This is a genomic window from Lutibacter sp. (assembly GCF_041555395.1).
In the GTDB taxonomy this organism is placed as follows: Bacteria; Bacteroidota; Bacteroidia; order Flavobacteriales; family Flavobacteriaceae; genus Lutibacter.
In genome coordinates this window covers 1-4,845 of sequence record NZ_JBFFKM010000098.1, presented here as the reverse complement: position 1 = coordinate 4,845, position 4,845 = coordinate 1, and the positions used below count along the sequence as shown (strand labels likewise).

At 37.6% G+C, this 4,845-nt stretch carries 2 protein-coding genes; both read right to left on the bottom strand.

The genetic code is table 11. From position 1 onward, the window contains the following. Nucleotides 1-746: 746 nt before the first annotated feature. Nucleotides 747-3,173: a phenylalanine--tRNA ligase subunit beta gene (gene pheT / locus ABY285_RS12245; protein ID WP_372770468.1), complete on the bottom strand. Its 2,427-nt coding sequence runs from the start codon at nt 3,171-3,173 to the stop codon at nt 747-749. 1,048 nt (nt 3,174-4,221) lie between these two features. Continuing rightward, nucleotides 4,222-4,845 (bottom strand): helicase-related protein (locus ABY285_RS12240; RefSeq protein WP_372770466.1); only part of this gene is annotated, 624 nt, incomplete at its 5' end.

The following is a 4,845-nucleotide window of genomic DNA, read 5'->3' as shown; positions in this document are numbered from 1 at the left end:
GTTTTCTGTTCATTTTCTTTACTCATTATTTTTATTATTTTTTATTGGTATTCGTGAATCTCCTTCGTCGATTTGAATGCCCACCCTTCGACTGCGCTCAGGGCAAGTGAAAACGGAACCAAAAGAAATGGCGCTTTCTCGTCAGGTATTTTTTGAGTACGGTTAAAAATATTAATTTAAAGCTATCAAGTCTCTTTTACTTTTTTTCATTGATAAAAAAAGTAACAAAAAAATCTAGTCTGATGATCTTTTTCTGTAAAATTATCCAATTTTTTTAACATCATCACCCAGACCGCCTCACCCAACGCTTAGCCTGCCGCGAGGCTCTTTGGGTTGCAACGTCAGCCAACGCTAAAAAATTAAATATTTTAAAACGAAAAAAATCATAGGACGCGTTCTTTTAGTTTTAAGTTGTCGGTTGTGAGTTGGTTGAATTTTGGATTTTGGATGGCATTCGAAACTATTACATTGCACGATCTTACTGCTTAAACCAAGAGATTGCTTCGTCGACTATTCCAACGCACCGGCTGGCCCTATTGCTAAAAATGTTTACTAAACATTTTCTTTACGCTCTGTCCTGCAAAGACGTTTATATATGGAATTAGGGATAATGCCGATATTAATCAATAAAAATAGTGCGTAAATAGTTAGGGATCACGTGATTTAAAACCTTGACCTTTTAACTTTAGACTTTCAGCTTTAATCTTTGAGCTTTGAGCTTTGACCTTTCAACTTTCAGCTTTCAACTACCTAAGAGTTGCCCCAACATTTTTTTCGAAGGTGTTTTGGATTTTTTGCATGACTTTGTCTATTTGCACATCGGTCAGGGTTTTGGTTTCGTCCTGAAGAAAGAAACTTACCGCATAGGATTTTTTTCCTTCTTCCAAGTTTTCGCCTTCATACACATCAAATAAATCGACTTCTTTCAAGAGACTTTTTTCGGCCTGAAAAGCCAGGTTGTATAATTCACCAAAGGTGATTTCTTTATCGAGCAACAATGCAAAGTCTCGTTTCACTGAAGGGAATTTAGGCATTTCTGCCACTTTAATTTGTGATTTACCGGTAAGTTTCCCCATATTTTCCCAATTGAAATCGGCAAAAAGCACTTCTTGTTTGATCCCGAATTCTTTTAAAACTGATCGTTTTACCAAACCCAGTTCCGCCAGTTTTACCTTTCCTGAATTTAAAGAGATTCCTTCAGAAAACACATCACTTTTCACCGGTGCAATTTTTATGTTTTGGATACCCAATCGCTGCAATAATGACTGCGCAACTCCTTTCAGATAAAAGAAATCTGAAGGTTTTTGAGGCAAATTCCAATAATCTTTGGTTCTGTTTCCGGTCACAAACATTGTTAAATGTTTTTGTTCTTCATACCCGCTTTCAAAGTGGTGGTAAGATTTTCCAAATTCAAAGAATTTTAAGGCATTGTTTTTTCTGTTCAGGTTGTAAACAACTGATTCTAACCCGCTGAATAACAAAGACTGGCGCATCACCCCCAAGTCGTTGCTTAAAGGATTTAAAATAGCCACATTGTGTTCCTCCTTAAGCGTTTCCGACAACGAAACATAATCGGCTTTGGTTAAAGAATTTGCCATCGTTTCATTAAATCCCTGTGAAATTAACTGATTCGCTACCACGTTTTCAACTTTAATGCCTTCAAATTCCGAAAATGAAATTGAGGTATTCAGTTTGTGTGAAAATTCGACATTGTTATAGCCGTAAACACGCAGTATTTCTTCAATAACATCCGCTTCTCTCGTCACATCTACCCTATAAGAAGGAATGCTTAATCCGAGTCCGGCCTCCGTTACACTATTAAATTTTATTTCTAAAGATGCCAATATGTCTTTAACCGTTTCTCTTGGGATTTTGGCACCAATCAAACGATCCATTTTTTCATAAGCCAAAAAGATCTGAAAATCTTCGAATTTTACCGGATACATATCCACTATTTCAGAAGATACTTTTCCACCGGCAATTTCCACAATTAAATTGGCTGCCCGTTTTAACGCATATTTGGTGATGTTTGGGTCTATTCCCCTTTCAAATCGGAAAGAAGCATCGGTATTGAGTGCATGTCTTTTCGCGGTTTTCCTAATAGATACCGGATTAAAATACGCGCTCTCCAAAAACAGCGACGTGGTATTTTCCGATACTCCTGAATTCAATCCGCCAAAAACACCCGCCATACACATCGGTTCTTCATTGCCGTTGCAAATCATTAAATCCTCTTCGTGCAATTCGCGTTCCACCCCATCCAAGGTCGTAAATTTGGTACCGGTCGGTAGCGTTTTCACGATTACCTTATTGCCTTTCACGGCAACAGCATCAAAAGCATGCAAGGGCTGGCCCAATTCATGAAGCACATAATTGGTGACATCCACCACATTATTTATGGGTTTTACCCCAATGGCTTTCAATTTATTTTGAAGCCACGAAGGTGATTCTTTTATGGTAATGTCGGAAATGGTCACGCCCACATATCGCGGCGCTTTTTCAATATCTTCCACCTCCACGTCAATTTTCAAGGTTCTATCGTCTACCCTAAAATTAGTCACGGAAGGAGAAATCAATTCCAATGAAATCTGGCGTTGCAACAATCCGGCACGTAAATCCCTTGCGGTTCCAAAATGGCTCATGGCATCTGCCCTGTTTGGTGTCAATCCGATTTCAAATACCTGATCCGATTCCACTTCAAATACGTTGGCTACAGAAGTTCCTGCAATAAGGGTGTCTTCCAACACCATAATGCCATCGTGGTCGGTTCCAATGCCTAATTCGTCTTCGGCGCAAATCATACCGTGACTTTCTTCCCCTCTGATTTTGCCTTTTTTAATCACGAATCCTTCGCCTTTGTCATCATACAACATCGTGCCGATGGTTGCTACAGGAACGGTTTGTCCGACAGCCACATTGGGTGCGCCGCAAACAATTTGCAAAGGTTCTCCAGTTCCTATATCCACCGTTGTTAATTTTAACCGGTCTGCATTCGGGTGCTGGATGCAGGTTAACACTTTACCAACCACCACACCGGCCAAACTTCCTTTTATGGATTCAACGGTTTCTATTCCTTCTACTTCAAGGCCTAAATCGGTTAACAATTCTGCTGTTTTTTCAGCCTCCCATTCTATCTTCAAAAATTGTTTTAACCAATTGTATGATATTTTCATATGTTATTATTTATTGTTTTTAATGGGTCATATGGAATTCGCATAGATTCATTGGTACTGCATTGCAGTTCCGTTATGCTTATTTCATAAGTGTTTTACTTTTTTAACGAAAGGCAAAGATAAATAATACAATTCAGTTGTTTGGTTTCATGTTAAATTTTTTACAAAAGATAGTTTTTTGGTTATTTGTTGTTGGCAAATAATATAAACGTCCACTTCTTATCAGCAATCGTCATGCTAAACCTGCCTACCGGCAGGCTGGCCTGGTTACTCACTTTTCCTTTTTATTTGGTTTTAAAAGTGTTCATAAAACTACGATTTGAGTATCTGTCGATGGTTTCTTTTCTTTTTCCATTGATGAAAAAGAAACAAAAAATCTAGTCTGATGATCTTTTTCTGTAAAATGAATTGAAATTTTTTTATCCTCAGCATCCAGACCGCTTATCATGTTTTCAGTACTTCGCGTTTCGCTCAGTAGCGTACATTTCTTAAGCTCTTTGGATTGCAGCGTCAGCCAACGCTAAAAATTTCAATATTTTACAACGAAAAAAATCATAGGACGGGTTCTTTTTAGGTTTGAGTTATGGGTTGGTTGCGTTTATGAATTATGAATGTTGAATTTTGGATTATGAATTTTGGATTGTTGTATGGTATTCGAAACTATTTTTTTCCCCGCCCTAAAGGGTGAAATAATTTCTATGATTTTTTTACTGAAAACTGAGGACTTTTAACTTTTTAATTGGCTCATTGACTCATTCGCTAATTGACTTAATTATTTAAATTTTCAACTCTTGAAATTTAATTTACAATTTCTTTAACAGTTCTCTCAAGAACTAAGTTGTATCATTGTTAAATAGATTATTAGAAAAATATATAACCAATACTTAAAAGATAAAAAGCAGTTGGTTTTAAAAGATAATATTGATTGATTGATTTGTTTTATTGTTCTTAAAGGGTTTCCGAAAAGTTAAATTAAGAAATGAAATTAAAGCTGTAGTTGGCAAAATAATTCATCTCAAAAAATTAACTTCTCCGAAACCCTTTTTTGTTAGCTTATATTTACCCAAAGCGTACTGTCTTTGCTCAATTCCTGATAGGCAACTCTTATAAATCTATTTTCCAGCGCATTTAATTCTGGGTCTTTATCCAACAGCTCCATGGCCATGGTTCTTGCTGTTTTCAGGATGGTTGCATCTTTAACGATGTCGGCAATTTTCAGGTTCAGCACACCGCTTTGCTGGGTTCCCATTAAATTCCCAGGACCTCTTAATTTTAAATCCACTTCCGCAATTTTGAATCCGTCGTTGGTTTCTACCATCGTCTTTAACCTTACTTTTGCATCGCTCGATAATTTAAAATCCGACATGAGGATACAATAACTTTGTTCGGCGCCACGTCCAACCCTTCCGCGCAGCTGATGCAATTGTGACAAGCCAAAACGCTCGGCGCTTTCAATCACCATGACACTTGCATTTGGAATGTCCACCCCCACTTCAATGACCGTAGTCGCCACCATAATTTGTGTTTCCCTTTTTTTAAAACGCTCCATTTCATAGGCTTTATCTTCCGCCCGCATTTGTCCGTGCACAATACTGATCTGATAGTTCGGTTTGGGAAATTCGCGCGTAATGCTTTCATAGCCATCCATTAAATCTTTATAATCCATCGCTTC

What these genes read in the sequence shown, in the direction of transcription:
- pheT (WP_372770468.1), bottom strand. Translation starts at nt 3,173, where the DNA reads ATGAAAATATCATACAATTGGTTAAAACAATTTTTGAAGATAGAATGG.